This window comes from Burkholderia sp. LAS2 (genome assembly GCF_018417615.1).
Classification (GTDB): Bacteria; Pseudomonadota; Gammaproteobacteria; order Burkholderiales; family Burkholderiaceae; genus Burkholderia; species Burkholderia sola.
Genome location: NZ_CP071052.1, coordinates 913,105 through 929,707, shown reverse-complemented (window position 1 = coordinate 929,707; position 16,603 = coordinate 913,105). Strand labels below are relative to the sequence as shown.

11 protein-coding genes are annotated in these 16,603 nt (G+C 66.9%); 4 read left to right on the top strand and 7 right to left on the bottom strand.

The features are described 5' to 3' along the window. Positions 1–14: 14 nt before the first annotated feature. The 4 genes from JYG37_RS04340 (at position 15) to JYG37_RS04325 (ending at position 7,050) form a co-directional block, all read left to right on the top strand. Positions 15–860: a M15 family metallopeptidase gene (locus JYG37_RS04340; RefSeq protein ID WP_050013094.1), complete on the top strand. Its 846-nt coding sequence runs from the start codon at positions 15–17 to the stop codon at positions 858–860. Between the two features lie 301 nt (positions 861–1,161). Then, positions 1,162–5,106 carry a type VI secretion system membrane subunit TssM gene (gene tssM, locus JYG37_RS04335; protein WP_124680775.1) on the top strand — a complete coding sequence of 1,315 codons (3,945 nt, stop codon included), beginning with the start codon at positions 1,162–1,164 and terminating at the stop codon, positions 5,104–5,106. Continuing rightward, the gene (tagF, locus tag JYG37_RS04330; RefSeq protein ID WP_050013096.1) at positions 5,103–6,092 is read left to right on the top strand and encodes a type VI secretion system-associated protein TagF; all 990 of its coding nucleotides are present in this window, start codon (positions 5,103–5,105) and stop codon (positions 6,090–6,092) included. Before tssM ends, tagF begins: the two co-directional genes overlap by 4 nt. A gap of 4 nt (positions 6,093–6,096) precedes the next feature. Next, a complete protein-coding gene (locus JYG37_RS04325; protein WP_050013097.1) occupies positions 6,097–7,050 on the top strand; it encodes an OmpA family protein in 954 nt (317 codons plus the stop codon). 85 nt (positions 7,051–7,135) lie between these two features. Here JYG37_RS04325 and tssA read toward each other — a convergent pair whose 3' ends face one another. The 7 genes from tssA to tssC all read right to left on the bottom strand — a co-directional run bounded on the left by tssA (position 7,136) and on the right by tssC (position 16,596). Beyond that, the gene (tssA, locus tag JYG37_RS04320) at positions 7,136–8,257 is read right to left on the bottom strand and encodes a type VI secretion system protein TssA (RefSeq protein WP_050013098.1); all 1,122 of its coding nucleotides are present in this window, start codon (positions 8,255–8,257) and stop codon (positions 7,136–7,138) included. A gap of 43 nt (positions 8,258–8,300) precedes the next feature. After that, positions 8,301–10,970: a type VI secretion system ATPase TssH gene (gene tssH / locus JYG37_RS04315; protein ID WP_204383634.1), complete on the bottom strand. Its 2,670-nt coding sequence runs from the start codon at positions 10,968–10,970 to the stop codon at positions 8,301–8,303. A gap of 38 nt (positions 10,971–11,008) precedes the next feature. Further along, complete coding sequence (tssG, locus tag JYG37_RS04310) at positions 11,009–12,109, bottom strand: type VI secretion system baseplate subunit TssG (protein WP_050013100.1); 1,101 nt, start codon at positions 12,107–12,109, stop codon at positions 11,009–11,011. Further along, a complete protein-coding gene (gene tssF / locus JYG37_RS04305) occupies positions 12,073–13,908 on the bottom strand; it encodes a type VI secretion system baseplate subunit TssF (RefSeq protein ID WP_050013101.1) in 1,836 nt (611 codons plus the stop codon). The genes tssG and tssF overlap by 37 nt, the downstream gene beginning before the upstream one ends. A 75-nt stretch (positions 13,909–13,983) precedes the next feature. Further along, positions 13,984–14,469 carry a type VI secretion system baseplate subunit TssE gene (tssE, locus tag JYG37_RS04300; protein WP_089488119.1) on the bottom strand — a complete coding sequence of 162 codons (486 nt, stop codon included), beginning with the start codon at positions 14,467–14,469 and terminating at the stop codon, positions 13,984–13,986. A 62-nt stretch (positions 14,470–14,531) separates the two neighbouring features. After that, on the bottom strand, positions 14,532–15,035 hold the full coding sequence (locus JYG37_RS04295; protein WP_006477093.1) for an Hcp family type VI secretion system effector: 504 nt from the start codon (positions 15,033–15,035) through the stop codon (positions 14,532–14,534). Positions 15,036–15,105: 70 nt separating this feature from the next. Then, on the bottom strand, positions 15,106–16,596 hold the full coding sequence (tssC, locus tag JYG37_RS04290; RefSeq protein ID WP_006477094.1) for a type VI secretion system contractile sheath large subunit: 1,491 nt from the start codon (positions 16,594–16,596) through the stop codon (positions 15,106–15,108). Positions 16,597–16,603: the final 7 nt, after the last annotated feature.

Genomic DNA, 16,603 nt, shown 5'->3' with positions numbered 1-16,603 from the left:
TTCCGGGGATTTCGTTGATTGCCGTCGCACTCGTCGCCTATTTCGCCCTTGCCGTCGCCATCGCGGCACTGTTGCTTTTACCGGGTATCCGCGCGACCGTTTTCGAATCCGTGGCCCAGTTTCACGGCCGTCTCACGCGCCGTGCGAACGCTCGCGCCGCCCGCGCGCGGAGTCAGATTGTTAAATCGGCAAGCGTGACGCGCGGTGCATTTAGTGACGTGCAAAATTTACTGGTTCGGCGGCGCTTGATGATTATGGTGTCGGCAGGTATTCTTGCGACGCCGCCATTGGTGGCCATTGCGTTACGCGGTCGGCAATTATTTCAGTACGACGACACCGCGCGCGTGCCCGACGAGAAGATCGCCGCGCTGTTGCAGGGCGAACAACTCGTGCCGCCGCCGCCGTTGCCGCCGGAAGTCTTTGCCACGAAGGAAGTCGAACAGGTCCGCCCGGCGCTGAAGGACGCAAGCCGCGACTGGAACCTGCTGGACCCGGATTTCCGGACGCGTTTGCTGCTGGTCTACAAGATCATGCACGAACAACATGGTTATGAAATGGCGCTGCTGGAAGGCTACCGGAGCCCGGAACGACAGAACCGGCTTGCGCAGATGGGCACGAACGTGACCAATGCGGCGGCCTTCCAGAGTTATCACCAGTTCGGGCTGGCGGCCGACAACGCGTTCCTGCGCGACGGCAAGCTGGTCATTTCCGAGAAAGATCCGTGGGCGATGCGCGGCTACCAGTTGTACGGCCAGGTCGCCGAGCAAGTCGGCCTGACCTGGGGCGGCCGATGGAAAATGATGGATCTCGGGCACGTGGAATACCATAAACCCGGTTTTAAACTGGGACGCGGCAGCTAGTCAGCGCTGCCGGACAAGAAATAATGAGGGCGGCATGGGGCTTTTTAATCACCCGGCAGGAAACGATTTGGGCGGCGCAAACAATCGGGCATTCCGGTGCGCGATTTTTTCCGGCCGCCGCTTCCGTTTTAAATCTCACAGCGTCCTTTCGTTAATGCGCGCGCCTGCTCCGATGCCGCGAGCGCATTGATGCCAGCCTCCTTCATCCCGTTTGACAGCATGGCGACACATCGCGGCGCCACCCTTGCCGCTCGGCGCGCCTGCGTCGCCTCATCGAATCGCACCGGAACCTGAACGTCCTATGCAACGCATCCTCAACGTGCTGACTCATCCGCGTACGCTCTCGATCGTCGGGATCGTCGCGCTAGCGGCCATCCTGTTCATCGTCGCCGACATGTTGCAGCTGCCGCTCCTGTGGGCGGCGATCGCGTTCGCGGCGGTCCTCGCGCTGTGGCTCGTCGTCGCGCTGTGGCGCCGCTGGCGCGTGAAGCGCGCGAACCAGCAGCTCGGCCAGGTGCTGGAAGAGCAGGCGGAAACCGGCAAGATCGCCGCACCGGCCGCCGCCGCGCTCGCGCCGGACGCGAAGACGGCCGACCTCGACGTGCTGCGCACGCGCCTGTCGGACGCGGTGAAGACGATCAAGACGTCGAAGATCGGCCAGGTGTCGGGCGGCTCCGCGCTGTACGAACTGCCGTGGTACATCGTGATCGGCAACCCGGCCGCGGGCAAGAGCAGCGCCGTGCTCAATTCTGGCCTGCAATTCCCGTTCGCGGACAAGAACAGCGCCGTGATCCACGGCATCGGCGGCACCCGCAACTGCGACTGGTTCTTCACGACCGAGGGGATCCTGCTCGACACGGCCGGCCGCTATTCGGTGCACGAGGAAGACCGCAGCGAGTGGCTCGGCTTCCTCGGGCTGCTCAAGCGCTACCGTCCGAAGGCGCCGATCAACGGCATCATCGTCACGGCCAGCATCGCCGAACTCACCGGCAACCGCCCGGAATTCGCGATCAACCTCGCGAAAAACCTTCGTCAGCGCGTTCAGGAACTGACGGAAAAGCTCGAAGTGTTCGCGCCGGTCTACGTGATGTTCACGAAGGCCGACCTGATCACCGGCTTCACCGAATTCTTCAGCAGCAGCGACAAGCACGAGTACGACCGCGTGTGGGGCGCGACGCTGCCCTACGAGCCCGACGACAAGCGCGACGTCGTCGCGCAGTTCGACACGCACTTCGAGGAACTCTACGAAGGGCTGAAGGAAATCAGCGTCGCGCAGCTGTCGCTGTCGCGCGGCAACCAGCTGTCGCCGGGCCAGCTGAGCTTCCCGCTCGAATTCTCGACGATCAAGCCGTCGCTGCGCGCATTCCTCGCGACGCTGTTCGAGAACAACCCGTTCCAGTACAAGCCGATCTTCCGCGGTTTCTACTTCACCAGCGCGCTGCAGGAAGGCGAAACCAACAGCGCGGCCGCGCAGCGCATCGCGCACCGCTTCGGCCTCGACGGCAGCGCGCTGCCGAAACCGCACAGCGCGTTCTCGAAGAACGGCTTCTTCCTGCGCGACCTGTTCTCGAAGGTGATCTTCGCCGACCGCCAGACGGTGCGCCAGTTCGCGAGCCCGACCAAGACGCGGCTGCGCTACGCGACCTTCTTCGGCTTCGTCGCGGCGCTCGCGCTCGCGCTCGGCGGCTGGACCTGGTCGACGATCGGCAACCAGCAGCTCGTGTCGAACGTGCAGGCCGACCTCGACAACGTCACGCGCCTGCAGCAGGGCCGCAACGACCTGCAGTCGCGCCTGCAGGCGATGGACATCCTGGAAGACCGGATCGAGCAGCTCGAACAGTTCCGCCGCGACAAGCCGCTGTCGGTGTCGCTCGGCCTGTACCAGGGCGACCGTCTCGAGCAGCACCTGCTGACCGAGTACTACAACGGCGTGCGCCAGATCCTGCTGGCCCCCGTATCGCAGAACCTCGCGTCGTTCATGAAGGACGTGAACGCGCACCCCGAGCAGCTCGTGCCGATGACGCGCCCGCCGGAATCGGGCGCCGTGCAGGGCGGCACGATGCCGGTGTCGACGAACGCGGCAGGCGCCGCGCCGCAGGCCGGCGCCGTGCTGGCCGCGTCGGGCGCCGCGCCGGCCGCCGCCCCGCAGCAGCCCGCCGCGCCGCAGGGCGGCCTCTACAGCGACGCGTCGCCGACCAACGTGCAGGACGCGTACAACGCGCTGAAGACCTACCTGATGCTGTCCGACAAGCGTCACGTCGAGCAGGCGCACCTGACCGACCAGCTCGCCCGCTTCTGGCGCGGCTGGCTCGAGACGAATCGCGGCAACATGCCGCGCGACGAGATGATCCGGAGCGCCGAGCGCATGATCTCGTTCTACCTGTCGCGCGTGAACGACAACGACTGGCCGATGATCGACGCGAACCTCGCGCTCGTCGACCAGACCCGCGAGAACCTGCGCCGCGTCGTGCGCGGCATGCCGGCCCGCCAGCGCGTGTACGAGGAAATCAAGGCCCGTGCGTCGACCCGCTTCGCGCCGATGACCATCGCGCGCATCGTCGGCGACGGCAACCAGGGGCTCGTGGCAGGCAGCTATGCGATTCCGGGCACGTTCACGCGTGAAGCGTGGTTCGACTACGTGCAGCCGGCGATCCGCGATGCGGCGACCAAGGAACTGCAGGCGAAGGACTGGGTGCTCAACACGTCGACGCAGGACGACCTGACGCTCGAGGGCAGCCCCGAGCAGATCCAGAAGACGCTCGTCGGCATGTACAAGACCGAGTACGCGCAGCACTGGCAGAAATTCATGCAGGGCATCGCGGTCCAGGGCTTCACCAGCTTCGGCCAGGCCGTCGACGGGATGAACCGCCTCGGCGACCCGCAGGATTCGCCGATCCGCAAGATCCTCGAGACCGCGTACGACCAGACGTCGTGGGACAACCCGTCGCTCGCGAACGTGACGATCAAGAAGGCGCAGACGGGCGTCGTGAACTGGGTCAAGCAACTGTTCACGCGCTCGCAGGCCGGCCAGATGGCGGCAGCCAACATCGACATCAACGGCAATCCGGCCGAGGTGCCGATGGGTCCGGTCGGCCAGGAGTTCGTTGGGCTCGCGCGGATCGTCGCGACGCATGACGGCACGTCGATGCTGAAGGGCTACATGGAGTCGCTGTCGAAGGTCCGCACCCGCTTCAACGTGATCAAGAACCAGGGCGACCCGGGGCCGGGCGCGCGCCAGCTGATGCAGCAGACGCTCGACGGCAGCGGTTCGGAACTCGCCGATTCGCTGAAGCTCGTCGACGAGCAGATGCTGACGGGCCTGACCGATTCGCAACGCAAGTCGCTGCGCCCGCTGCTGGTGCGGCCGCTGATGCAGGCGTTCGCGGTCGTGATCCAGCCGGCCAGCGCCGAAGTCAACAAGGTGTGGAACGCGCAGGTCTACCAGCCGTTCCAGAGCTCGCTCGCGACCAAGTACCCGTTCGCGGCGAACGCGAAGGTCGAGGCCGGCGCCGGCGAGATCGCGCAGGTGTTCGGCCCGGACGGCTCGATCGCGAAGTTCGTCGGCACGACGCTCGGGCCGCTCGCGGTGCGCCGCGGCGACACGCTCGCCGCCCGCACGTGGGGCGACATGGGCATCGGGCTCACGCCGGACTTCACGAACGGCTTCGCACGCTGGGTCGCGCCGCTCGCGGGCGGCGCCGCCGGCAGCGCGGCCGCGTCGTCCGAGCCGCAGACCGTGTTCCAGATCCTGCCGCAACCGAGCACGGGCACGACGGAATACACGATCGCGATCGACGGCCAGCAACTGCGCTACCGCAACACGCCGCCGCAGTGGACCAACTTCGTGTGGCCGAACCCGCAGGGCGCGCCGGGCGCGACGCTGTCCGCGACGACCTTCGACGGCCGCACGGTGCAGCTCGTCAACGAGCCGGGCCGCTACGGTCTCGAGAAGCTGATCAACTCGGCGCAGCGCAAGCGCCGTCCGGACGGCACCTTCGACCTGACGTGGGCACAGGGCAGCGTGAACGTGTCGGTGACGATGCGCATCATCAGTACGTCGCAACCGTCGGCCGGTGGCGGCGACCAGCCGCAGCAGCAAAGCCTGCGCGGCCTGCAGCTGCCGTCGTCGGTCGCCGACGCGAGCGCAGGCGCCGCGCAGAACGCGACGCAAGCCGGCACCGGCACGCCGGGTGCCGCGCCGGCCGTCGCGGCCGCCAACGCAACGAATGCACAGAGGGCGCAATGACGCAAACCGTACAGGCGCAAATCGCCTACTTCGGCAAGATTCCGTCGCGCGGCGACTTCGTGAAGAGCGCGCACAATCCGCAGCTGCTGCAGACGCTCGATCGCTGGATCGCGCAGGCGCTCGAGCTGCTCGCGGAAGATCCGCGCTGGAAGATCGTCTACGAGGACGCGAAGCCGATGCATTTCGCGTTCCTCGGTTCGCGCAGCAAGCTCGCGATCGCGGGCCACATGGTCGCGAGCCACGACGTGTCGATGCGCCGCTTCCCGTTCCTCGGCGCCACCGCGCTGGAGGTCGACCGGCCGCTGGCGTTCCTCGCGCGCAGCCCGCTCGCGTTCGCGCGGCTGTGGTCGCGCGTCGCCGCGCAGATCCCGCCGCTGCTCGGCAAGGACGAGCCGCCCGGCGCGCTGCAGGCGCTCGGCGACACGCAGGTGCCGATCGACGTCGGCGGCCCCGGCACGTCGCATGACGGCACCTTCAACGATTTCGTCGAACACCAGTCGCTGCACGGCCTGCAGGAGATGCTGCTCGAAAGCGGTCATCCGGTGCGGCTGCGCGGCGCGATGCTCGCGCTCGGCTCGCTGCTGCGGCCGGTGATGCAGAGCGGCTCGTCGCACATCGAACGCGGCCTCACGCTGCCGCTGCCGGTCGATCCGTTCTACCGCAGCCTCGTCGCCGCGTTCTGGCTCGAGCTGATCGCGCCGTTCGTCGCGCAGGCCGACTTCGAGCTGGCGATCTTCATCGGCACGATCGCCGAACGCGAACGGCTCATCATTGGCTTCAACGGCGCGTCGGCGAAGACGCTGCTGAGCGTCGTCGACCCGCAGACCTACGCCGCCCACAACATCGACATCGACGATCCCGAGTGGATCGACGCCCATGCGCAAAACGATCACCAGATCAGCAAGCTCGTCAGCTACCTCGACCAACCGCAACTCTCGCTGCGTGTCGCCATCGACGCGTTCCGCGAAGCGTTCATCGGAGGCTGACGGCATGCATCGCACGATTCAGGTCCGGCGCGCGCGCCTGTCGTCCGCCGTCTCGCCCGCCCTCGCCGCGCTGTTCGCGGCCGGCCTCGTCGCGAGCGGCGCGGCCTTCGCGCAGAACACGGGCGCGACCGTCACGCCGGTCGGCAACGGCACGGTCGCGACGACCGCGCTGCCGCAGGCGAACCCGAACGCCGGCGGCGCGTCGGGCACGGTGGTGCACGGCACCACCGCCGGCACGATCGCGCCGCCGCCCGCGAATGCAACGCCCGGCCAGGTGGTTGTCGGCGGCAAGGTGCCCGACGAAGCGACCAAGGCCGCCGTGCTGCAGAAGCTGCGCGACACCTACGGCGCGACGAACGTCGTCGACCAGGTCGAGGTGGGCGACGTCGCGACGCCGCCGAACTGGAGCGCGAACGTGCAGAAGCTGCTCGGCGCGCAGCTCAAGCAGATCAGCAAGGGCCAGTTGAAAATCAATGGCACGCAGATCGAGATGAAGGGCGAGGTGCACAACGAGGCGCAGCGCCAGCAGCTCGCGAGCGACATGGCGAACACGCTGAACCCGACGTACACGATCAAGAACGGGCTGCGCGTGTCGGCGTCCGAACAGGGCGTGCTCGACCAGACGCTCGCGAACCGGACGATCGAGTTCGAGACCGGCAGCGCGACGCTGACGCCGCAAGGCAAGCTGATCCTCGACCAGATGGCGGCCGCGCTCGCGAAGATGCAGAACCGCACGGTCGACATCATCGGCCACACCGACAATTCGGGGAACCGGACGTCGAACATCGCGCTGAGCCAGGCGCGCGCGGATGCGGTGAAGGGTTATCTGATCACGAAGAGCATTCCGCCGCAGCAGATGACGACGACGGGGGTCGGGCCGGATCAGCCGATCGCGCCGAATGATACGGCGGATGGCAGGGCGAGGAATCGGCGGATCGAGTTCCGGGTGGGGCAGTAACGGGGATTCGGCCGACCGCTGGCTCAACGGCGAAGCGGCGCGGCACACGACGGGCGGTGGCAGCGATGCGCCGCCCGTCGTGCGTTCACGCCTGCTCGTCGGGCCTCACCCCCAGCAGCTCGCGAATATGCGACAGCGAGCCGTCGTCCTTCACGACGCTCTCGAGCCACTTGTGCAGCGGCATGTCGGCCCATTCGGCCGCCTTGTCGGCGAGATACGCGACCGGGCTGTGCGGCTCGGTCTGACGGAAATAGCGCGCCACCGCACGCAACTGGTCGACGGCCTGCGCACGGTTCTGGATGCCGGCGATCATCTGCGTCACCGGAGGACGCGAAGCGGTCTGCTGCTGCACGTGAGTCTCCTCGGTCTGGATCGGCTGGCCGAACACCGGCTCGATGCGTTCTGACTGGGCCTGCGGCGCCGCCTGCGTGTGCGGCGCGCTGCCCGTATAGCCCTGTTCGCGCGCAAAGCGCTCGGCGAGCCGGTACACGGTCTCGAACGCGTCGCGCGCCTGCCGGAAGCTCGGCGCCGAATCGCCCGCTCGCTCGACGAGCCGCTCCTCGAACGCATCGAGCGCGAATTCGAACGCCTTCAGGTTCGCCAGCAGCGCCGTGTAGAACGCGATCGACGTCACGCGCCGCGACGCATCGATCTGCTCGATCGACGGCTTGCCGCGCGCGATGTCGTCCGCGTGCTCGGGATCGCGCTTGATCGACTGCGCGACGTGCTGCGCGACTTCCCAGTCGAGCGTGCTGAACGCATTCGATGCGCCGTCCGTCAGCGGCACCGCGCGCAGCAGCTCGGCCGTGCGGCCGGACAACCATGCGACGTTGCCGAGCCGGTGCTCGATGTCGTCGTCCTCGGGCAGCGGGTGGAAGGTGTCCCAGAAGTCGCGGCACAGGCCCTCGAGCAGCGCATAGCCTTCGGTGAGGCCCGTGATGCCGTCCTCGAGCGCGAGTGCCTCGGTCAGCCATACGGCGAGCCGCAGGTCCTTCGTGCGCGTGCGCAGCAGCTCGCCCGCATGATCGACGACGAAGCCCCAGTCGGCCTCCTTGATCTCGGTCACCCATTCGCCCTGGTCGAGCGTCGGGTCGTCGTAGCGCCGCGCGTCCTGGATCGCGTCGAATTCGTTCGAAAACAGCAGGTCGTCGCCGCTGGGCGACGCGTCGCTGATCGGCGTCAGCAGCTCGGGGAGATTGATCGGCATGGTTCAGTGAATCCGTTGATGCATCAGATGTCGCGCGTGGGGCTCATTCGACGGTGTACGCGAATTCGCCGGCCTCGTCCGCACGCACCGCGATGCGCGCGATGGCCGCGCCGTCGGCGATCCGGCCGAGCACGTGGCCCGCGATCTCCGGCAGCAGCGTGCCGTTCAGGATGTGGTCGACGTTGCGGGCGCCCGAATCGACCTCGGTGCAGCGCGCGAGCACCGCGTCGACGAGCGATTCGTCCCATTCGAACGCGGCCTTGTGGTTCGCCTCGATCCGGCGGCGGATGCGTTCGAGCTTCAGCTCGATGATCTCGGCCAGCACGTCGTCGGAAATCGGGTAGTACGGCACGACCTTCATCCGGCCAAGGAACGCCGGCTTGAAGGTCTTGTACAGCTGCGGACGCAGCGTCTCGGCGAGCGCGTCCGGATCGGGCAATTCCTCGGCCGGCTTGTTCAGGCAGGCCTGCATCACCGCGGCCGAGCCGACGTTCGACGTCAGGATGATCAGCGTGTTGCGGAAGTCGATCTCGCGCCCTTCCGCGTCGTCCATCGTGCCCTTGTCGAACACCTGGAAGAACATCTCGAGCACGTCCGGGTGCGCCTTCTCGACCTCGTCGAGCAGCACGACGGAATACGGGTTGCGGCGCACGGCCTCGGTCAGCACGCCGCCCTCGCCGTAACCGACGTAGCCGGGCGGCGAGCCCTTCAGGCCCGACACGCTGTGCGCTTCCTGGTACTCGCTCATGTTGATCGTGACCATCTTGCGCTCGCCGCCGTACAGGATGTCGGCCAGCGCCAGCGCCGTCTCGGTCTTGCCGACGCCCGACGGCCCGACGAACATGAACACGCCGCGCGGCTTGTTCGGATCCTCGAGGTTCGCGGTCGCGGTGCGCACGCGCTGCGCGATCGCCTCCAGCGCATGGTCCTGGCCGATCACGCGCGCGGTCAGCAGCGGCTGCAGGTTCAGCACGGTGTCGATTTCATCCTTCACCATCCGGCCGAGCGGAATGCCCGTCCACGCGGCGACGATCTCGGCGACGACGTGGCCGTCGACCTGCAGCGGCACCATCGGCTCGCCGCCTTGCAGCGCATGCAGCGCCGCGACGCGTTCGGTCAACTTCTCGCGCGTGGCCGGCACATCGACGGGTTCGCCGTCTTCCGACGGTCCGCGCGCCTTGTCGAGCGCGTCGCGCAGTTCGGTGATCTCGGCGACGATCACGCGCTCGGCCTCATAGCGTGCTTCGTCCTTCGCCAGGTGTTCGAGCGCCGTTTCGCGCGCGCCGCGCAGCTCGCCGAGCCGCTCGTCGTGCGCCGCGCCGCCCGCCGCCTCGCGCTCCAGCGACGCGATTTCCGCATCGATGCGCTCGATGCGCTTCTTCGTATCGTCGATCGCGGCCGGCGTCGCGCTGTGCGCGAGCGCGACCTTCGCGCACGCGGTGTCGAGCACGCTGATCGCCTTGTCCGGCAGCTGGCGGCCGCTGATGTAGCGGTGCGACAGGCGCACGGCCTCGGTGATCGCATCGTCGAGAATCCGCACGTTGAAGTGCTTCTCCATCAGGCCCGACATCCCGCGCAGCATCGCGGCGGCCAGCGGCTCGCTCGGCTCCTCGACCTTCACGACCTGAAAGCGCCGCGCGAGCGCCGCATCCTTCTCGAAGTACTTCTTGTATTCGCTCCACGTCGTCGCGGCGATCGTGCGCAACTCGCCGCGCGCGAGCGCCGGCTTCAGCAGGTTCGCGGCGTCGTTCTGGCCGGCCTGGCCGCCCGCGCCGATGATCGTGTGCGCCTCGTCGATGAACAGGATGATCGGGTGCGCACTCTTCTTCACCTCGTCGATCACGCTCTTCAGCCGGTTCTCGAACTCGCCCTTCACGCTCGCGCCGGCCTGCAGCAGCCCCATGTCGAGCACGTGCAACGCGACGCCGCGCAACGGCGGCGGTACGTCGTCGGCCGCGATCCGCAGCGCGAGCCCTTCGACGACCGCCGTTTTGCCGACGCCGGCCTCGCCGGTCATGATCGGGTTGTTCTGGCGGCGGCGCATCAGGATGTCGATCGCCTGGCGGATCTCGGCTTCGCGGCCGATCACCGGGTCGATCTTGCCGTCGCGCGCGCGCTGCGTGAGGTTGGTCGTGTACGTGTCGAGCGCGGGCGTCTTCGACGGGCTGGCCGCGGGTGCAAAGCCGTCGGCGGCCGGCGCGGCGTCGCTGCCCTCGTCGTCCGCCTGGTGCGGCTCGGCTTCGCTCGAGCCGGCCATGATTTCGTCGAACTTGTGCTTCAGGTCCGTCACGTTCATTTCCGCGAACCGCGACGACATCCGCTGCGCGAACTGCGCGAGATCCGGCGCGGTCAGCAGCGCGAGCAGCAGATGCCCCGACCGGATGCGGCCGAGCTGCGAATCGAGCGACGCGATCAGCCACGCCTGCTCGAACAGCGCGATCAGGTGCACGGAGAACACCGGCGTGCGCGTGTTGCCCGTCTTCAGGCGCGTGAGCTCGCGTTCGAGATCGGCATGCAGCGCATGCGGATCGACGCGGCTCGCGCGCAAGGCGAGCGGCAGGTCGCCCGTCGCTTCGTCGAGCAACGCGAGGAACAGGTGTTCCAGATCGACCTCGTAATGGCCGCGCGCCAGGCACGCGCTCGCCGCCCGCTCGGTCGCGTGGCGGCACAGCGGGTTCAGTTTCGTGATCAGGGTCTTCAGAGGCGTGCTCATGGCGTCGATCTCAGGTTCGATTGCGTGTTGTTGTTAGGTCAGTGAATCACGTGCAGTTCGTAGCGGGCGTCCGAGCGGTCCTCGAGCGCGTCGCGCGTGCACAGGAACGCGTCCCACCCGAGCCGCGAACCCGCGCCGAGCACGCTCGCGCCGACTTCCGTGCGCTTGAGCACGAGCTTCACCTCGTACTCGAGCGTGACGCCGGCGAGCAGCGTCAGCATCCGTTCGAGCGCGACGGCGTGCGCGCCGCCGGGCAGGAACGCCTCGTAGTCGCGCTTGGACAGCGGGCCGACGACGATCCGCGCGCGCATGTCGCGCTGCCACACGCGCTCGCCGACGAGCGCCGTCGCACCGAGCACCGCGTTGACTTCGCCGAGCACGCTCAGCTGGTCGGGCGGCACGTCGTACCACTTGCCGACGAACTGGTCGATATTCACCGGCACGCGGAAGTAATCGGACAGCGTGCGTTGCAGGTAGGCGGCCGACATCGGCCGGTGCCGCGCGGCGAGCGCGTAGCCGGCCACGGCTTCGTCGAGCACGCCGCCCGGGCCGGCCGCGAGACTGTCGCGCACCTCGTCGCTCGGCACGCCCGCGATCGCGAGCAACAGCGGCAGGTAGCGCTCGTCGCGGTCGAGTTCGTAATGGAACGGCAGTCGGTATTTCTTCCACGCCGCATAGAACAGCGCGGTCGCGCGGTTCGAGAACACGTCGAAGAACGCGCGCGCCGCGTGGTCGCGCCGCAGGTGCTCGCGCGCGACGATCTGTTCGGTGTAGTGCAGCGGCAGCGCGCCCTGCCCGCCGAGCAGCCCGAAGAACGCGGGCGTCAGCTCGACGCGACCGAGCTCGCCGGCGGCCAGCGCGGCGCCGCGCTGCTCGTCCGAGTTCAGCGGCGCGCCGTCGCCGTCGAACGAGCGCGCGCCTTCGATCTCGCTCGGCGGGAAGCCGAGCGACAGCGTGTTGCGGAATGCGATGCGCTGCGCGACCACGTCGCCCTGCCGCCACGCGCCGGGCGCATCCGACGCCTGCCGCGCGAACAGCCCTTCGAGCACGCGCACCGCCTGGAAGAACTCGAAGCGATGCGGCTCGTCGAGCAGCGCGTCGACTACGCCAGGATCGATTCGCCGGTTCGGGGCTTGCATCGGATGATCTCCTCGCCGGTGCGCTTCGACACGACGACCAATTGAACGAAACTGTTGAGGTGGACGTACAGCCCGAAGAAGCTGTCGAGCACGCGCACGAACGACGCGAGGCTCGCGCCGACGAAGTGTTCCTCGTCGATCGTCAGCCGGATCTCGATGCCGCGCACGAAGGTCGCGAACGGCTTGCCGGGCAGCCACTGCACGGCGCCGCGCTGCTCGACGCCGGCCAGGCCGTCGATCTGGCGCATCGACACGGCCGTGCGTCGCAGGTCGTACAGCGTCAGCATTTCCTTCAGCGGCGCGAGGCCGTGCGCGACGAGCGACACGTGATTGAGCGCGAGGTGCGACACGAGCCGCCAGTGAGCGGCGCGGCCGCGCTCGAAGCGCACGCTCTGCGTCGGGCGGCGCAGCATCGAGATGCCGCTCGTCTGCGCGCCGCCTTCCTGGAACAGGTCGCCGCCTTCGAGGCCGAACGCCAGCATCGCCGGCAGGTCGCGGTTCGTGCAGGTGAGGTCGAGGCTCAGCGTGTCGGTTTGCGGCGACGTCGGCTCGAAGTCGATGTCGACGATCGAGATCTCGGTTTCGTAACCGGGGCTCTTCTGCGCGACCCAGTCGTTGCGACGCGCGAACCAGTAATGGCCGATCCGCGCCGATTCGCCGTGATGCAGCGAATAGAACGGGCGGAACTCGATCACCGATTCCTCGTGCGCCTGCTGCCGGACGAGCTTCACCGAATCGATCGAGTACACCTCGTACGCGAATGCGCGCCGCGCCTCGGCGATCACCGGATACGACACCGCGCGGTGCGTGATGCGGATCGGCTCGCCGTGCTGGCGGAACAGGTTGACGATCGGCGTGCAGAACAGCCGGAAATGGCTTGCGGTCAGCAACTCCAGCAGGCGCGCGACGTGCGAATCGCTGCGCACGTCTTGCAGCACGAGATGCAGCGTCGCGCGCTGGCAGCGGCCCGATGCACGTGCGATCGCCGCGAGGTCGAAGTCGACGAAATCGAACTTGTCGGGAAACGCGAAGTATTCGGTGAGCAGCCGGTACGCGGGATGCGATTTCGCCGGATAGTCGATCAGCGCGTCGTCCTCGTCGAAGCCGGCCTGCGCGATCGGCAGCTTGCGCAGCGCGGTCCAGCGGCCGTTGCGTTCCGGCTCGACATACGCGCCGAGCACGTTGACGAACAGGCAGTCGGTCAGCGCGGCGACGAACGACTGCTCGCCGTGCAGATGCGCGCGCAGCGTCGACAGCTTCAGCGCGCCGAGATCGAGCTGCGCGGCGAGCGATTCGAACGTGATCGAGATCACGCCCGTCGCGTTCGACGGCAGCACCGTCGCGCTCGGCGCGAGCGCGACCGGCGTATAGCGCGCCTCCGAGATGCGAATCGGCGCGAGCGTCACGTCGTAGGCGGTGCGGAACCGGCATTGCACGCCGCGGATCGGGCGGCTCTTGAGCTCGGTGCCGCGATCGATCACGACCGGCTCGGTCTGCTGGCCGGGCGAAGCCGGCGTGAACTGCGCGATCGAGCACGACGGGAAGGGCCGCAGGTAGTGCGGATACAGCACTTCCAGCAGCGCTTCGGTGAATTCCGGGTAGTCGTCGTCGAGCTTCTTGTTGATGCGCGCGCCGAGCAGCGCGAACGACTCGATCATCCGCTCGACGTGCGGATCCTCGCAGTGCTCGCCCGACACCGCGAGACGCGCGGCGATCTTCGGATAGCGTTCGGCGAAATCGCGCGAATAGCGCCGCAAAAACGATAATTCGCGTTCGTAATACGGCAGCAATTCTTCCATCGACGACCCCGAACCTCAATATTTCTGCCGGACCTGATTGACCACCGGGCGGTCCGGCCCGCTCGGCGGCTTGATTTACTGCATTCGCGCCGCGCGTGCGCGCGTGACCGAGTATTGCAGCGTCGACGGTTGCAGCATCGCGTCGAAACTCACCGGCTCCTCGGCCGGGTGTACGACGAGCAGCGCCTGGATCGCGAAGTAGAGCGCGTTGGTGGCCTGCTCGTTCAGCTCGAACGTCACCTGCACCTGCTGCAGGCGCGGCTCATGGCGCGCGATCGCCTGCTGGATCGACTTGCAGATGAATGCGCGATCGTAGTGGCTCGCGAGGCTCAGCCCCGCGAAATCGTTCAGCCCGTAGGTCAGCACCGATTTCTGGCATTCCGGCAGCGTGGCCAGCTCGTTCTCGGTGTGGGCGATACGGGTGTTGAGGATCGCCTCGACGTCGCGGGCGACCGTGTTCTTCAGCTCTTCCAGCGACAATTGCCGCATCGCTGCCGAGGCCGGCAGGTGCGGTTCGTCGTCGAACAGCTTGTCGAGAAAACTGGGTTCGAATCGTTTCATCGGCCGGGGTGGACAGCGAAAACGGCAACGGGACGCGAAGCGCCCCGTTGCCGCAACCGACCTTAGACCGCGTAGGTCTTGTCGTTCTTCGTCAGGCTCCAGGCGCCTTGCGTGTTGCCGCCCTGGTTGCCGCCGATCTTCTGCTGGGTTTGCTTCCACTGCACGGCTGCGTACTTCAACGAGAACGTCTCGAGGGGCAGACCTTCCTCGCGAACGCTCGGGGCGATGCTCGAGATGATCACGTACTTGAGCTTGACTTCCAGATACTGCACGCGCTTGCCTTCACCGTCCGCGCGCGAGAAATGGACCGTCACTTCGTCGAACGTGGTACCGCCCGAAGCGTGCTGGTACAGCAGCGGGCTCGACGAATCGATTTCCTTCGTGAAGATCATGTCGCCGTGCTCGCAACGCGTCATCGTGTGACCGCCAGCGGTCGATGCGGTTGCCGAACGCGGCTGAACGATCGAGTGATCCCACGATTTCAGTTCGATCCAGCCCTGGTGGTCCTTGTCCGCGGATTCGCCCTTCACCGCGGGACTACCAAACTGCAAGTGCATATGTAACATGGCCCTTCGACTCCCCAAAGAGGTGGTTTTAACGTCCTACCCAGGCGGCCCGCCCGGGCGATCTACTCGCTTATGAATTTGCCGGTTTGGGCAGATCAGCGACAAGTCGCAGAGAAATCGAGAGTTCGTCGAGCTGAAAGTGCGGGCGCAGGAACGCGACCGAACGATACGAGCCCGGCTTGCCCGGAATCTCCGACACTTGTATGGATGCCTCGCGCAGCGGAAATTGCGCTTTCTGTTCCTGCGAGGCGTTGTCGTCGAGCAGGACGTATTGCGAAATCCACCGGTTGAGGAAAGTCTCCACGTTCTGCGCCGATGCGAAGCTGCCGATCTTGTCCCGCATCATCGCCTTCAGGTAGTGCGCGACGCGCGATACCGAGAAGATGTACTGAAGCTGGGCGGACAGGACGGCGTTCGCATTCGCGCTGTCGGTGCTGTATTTCTTCGGCTTCTGCACCGACTGCGCAGCGAAGAACGCGGCGTAATCTGAGTTCTTGCAATGGACGAGCGGGATGAAGCCGAGGTCGCTCAGCTCCTTCTCGCGGCGATCGGTGATCGCGATTTCGGTCGGGCACTTCAGCGCGACTTCGCCGTCGTCGGTCTTGAACGTGTGGGTCGGCAAATCCTCGACGAGGCCGCCGCCTTCGACGCCGCGGATCGCCGCGCACCAGCCGAAGTCGTCGAACGCGGCTGTCAGGCGGGCCGCGAAGGCCCATGCCGCGTTGCACCACAGGTACTTGTCGTGGTCGGTGCCGTCGACGTCCTCGACGAAGTTGAAGTTCTCCGCGGTCTGGCCGTCCTTCGGATTGAACGGCAGGCGGCCGAGGAAGCGCGGCAGCGTCAGGCCGACGTAGCGCGAATCCTCGGCGTCGCGGAACGACTTCCACTTCGCGTATTCGACGGTGTCGAACACCTTGCCGAGGTCGCGCGGCTTGCCGAGGTCGGAGAACGACTCGAGGCCGAGCAGCTCCGGCGACGCCGACGCGATGAACGGCGCATGCGCGGCCGCGGCGACGTGCGACATCTGCTCGATGAAGTACATGTCTTCGGGCTGACGCGAGATCTCGTAATCGCCGATCAGCGCACCGAACGGCGAGCCGCCGAACGTGCCGAATTCCTCTTCGTAGACTTTCTTGAACAGCGCGCTCTGGTCGAACTCGCTCGCGCCCTTGAAGTCGCGCACGAGGTCGCGCTTCGGCGCGTGCAGCGCCTTGATCTTGATCGTCTGGCCCGTGTTGCTTTCCTTGACCAGATAATCCATTCCGCGCCACGTGCTTTCGAGGCGCTGGAATTCCGGCGCGTGCATCACGGCGGAAAGCTGCGTGGAAATCAGGCGGTCGAGTTCCGCGACGCGCGCGTCGATCGTGGCCGACAGGTTGTCCGACACGATCACCGTGCCGTCGAGCACCTGGTGCACGAGTTCGCCGATCAGGTCCTTCGCACGCGCATGCTCGGAATCGGATTTCGCGACCTTGCTCTTCTCGACGATGTCGTCGAGCAGCGAAGTCCCGGCGGCATATTCCGCGCCGCTCGCTTGGGCCGCAGCCGTTTGCTGGTTCATCTCAACA